General features: G+C 38.2%; 2 protein-coding genes and 1 pseudogene. 2 read left to right on the top strand and 1 reads right to left on the bottom strand.

All coding sequences use genetic code 11. The features are described 5' to 3' along the window. Nucleotides 1-101: pseudogene (locus H5072_RS21355) on the bottom strand (LysR family transcriptional regulator); the annotation flags it as partial. A gap of 122 nt (nt 102-223) precedes the next feature. Here H5072_RS21355 and H5072_RS18790 point away from each other — a divergent pair. Further along, nucleotides 224-874 carry a peroxiredoxin-like family protein gene (locus H5072_RS18790; protein WP_039490073.1) on the top strand — a complete coding sequence of 217 codons (651 nt, stop codon included), beginning with the start codon at nt 224-226 and terminating at the stop codon, nt 872-874. Then, nucleotides 874-1,641 (top strand): haloacid dehalogenase type II, encoded by a 768-nt coding sequence (locus H5072_RS18795; RefSeq protein ID WP_182694434.1) that lies wholly within the window; start codon nt 874-876, stop codon nt 1,639-1,641. Before H5072_RS18790 ends, H5072_RS18795 begins: the two co-directional genes overlap by 1 nt. Nucleotides 1,642-1,653 lie beyond the last annotated feature (12 nt).

A 1,653-nucleotide genomic window follows, 5' to 3' on the forward strand; every position in this document is an offset into this window, starting at 1 on the left:
CTCACCGTTGCAGGCGATAAACGCTGCTCGCGGGCAGCAGCAAGTACGCCCTTGTTTTCAACTACAGCTATAAATGTTTCTAGGTCGCTTAAATTATACATAAAGATGCCATTGTGCACTTTTCAATGTTTAATATTTTCGAATGAAGCTTTCAGTATTGCAATGTTTATTTAAATATGTAAAACACTATAATTGCAAATAGTCTAATTATTGAGGTTCAATCATGAGTTTAAAAGCGCAAATAGATGCCTATAACGTACAAAAAGATGCCAAATTGCCAGCTGACGTTTTGGCACTAATGAACACTACAAACGAAGAGCTAATTGCACAGCATATAAAAGACAATGCATTGCAAATTGGTCAAAAAGTAGAAAACTTTAGCTTAGCCAACCATAACGGCGAAAACATTGAGCTTGCAGATTTATTAAAAAAAGGCCCGGTAATTATTAGCTTTTACCGTGGTGGCTGGTGCCCATATTGTAATTTAGAACTAAAAGCACTTAACGACTACTTACCACAATTTAAAACTCAAAGTGCTCAGTTAGTCGCAATATCACCACAACTACCTGATGAAACTCTCTCAACTGCACAAAAAAACGACCTTGAATTTGACGTGCTTTGCGATGTGAGCAATAAAGTAGCTGAGCAATTTGGTTTATTGTTTACACTTGATGAGCGTATTCAAGCGTTATATACACAATTTGGTATTGATTTTGAACACTACTACGGCGATAAAAGCTTTAAATTACCGCTACCGGCCACCTATGTGATAAACCAAGAAGGTGTTATTACATACGCATTTTTAAGCGAAGATTACACCCTACGCGCAGAACCTATTGATGTTATGACAGCACTTGAATCGGAGAATAATTAATGTCTATTTTAAAATCGTTAAAAACGCTTACTCTTTCACTACTTCTGGGCACAAGCCTTGTATCTGGTTATGCAGTCGCTGATGAACCAAAAGAACAAGCAAAACCTAAAGTGCTTATTTTTGATGTAAACGAAACCCTACTTGATTTAACGTCAATGCGTACCTCTATTGGTAAAGCGCTAGGCGGACGTGAAGATTTATTACCACTGTGGTTTTCAACTATGCTGCATCATTCATTAGTAGATACAGTAAGCGGTAGTTACCACGACTTTGGGCAAATCGGTGTGGCGTCACTTCTTATGGTTGCTCAAAACAACAACATTGATATTACAAGTGAACAAGCTAAAACAGCTATTGTTACGCCTCTTTTAACGCTTCCTCCCCACAGCGATGTTAAAGAAGGACTGGCAAAACTCAAAGCACAGGGCTATAAGTTAGTAAGCCTTACAAATTCTTCAAACAAAGGTGTAAAGGCACAATTTGAAAGCGCTGGTTTAATGTCTTACTTTGATGCGCGTTACAGCATTGAAGATATTAAAATTTACAAACCAGACTTACGTGCGTATGAGTGGGTACTTAAAAAGCTAAACGTAGCACCAAATGAAGCAATGATGATTGCAGCCCATGGCTGGGATGTTGCTGGTGCAAAAGAAGCAGGCTTACAAACCACTTTTATAGCACGCCCAGGTAAAGCACTTTACCCATTAGCTAAAAAACCAGATCACGTTGTGAAAGATTTACATGAATTAGCCGATCTACTTAAATAAGTACACGCTGAT

This window comes from Pseudoalteromonas sp. SR45-5, assembly GCF_014163565.1.
Classification (GTDB): Bacteria; Pseudomonadota; Gammaproteobacteria; order Enterobacterales; family Alteromonadaceae; genus Pseudoalteromonas; species Pseudoalteromonas distincta.

What these genes read in the sequence shown, in the direction of transcription:
- H5072_RS18790 (WP_039490073.1), top strand. Translation starts at nt 224, where the DNA reads ATGAGTTTAAAAGCGCAAATAGATGCCTATAACGTACAAAAAGATGCC.
- H5072_RS18795 (WP_182694434.1), top strand. Translation starts at nt 874, where the DNA reads ATGTCTATTTTAAAATCGTTAAAAACGCTTACTCTTTCACTACTTCTG.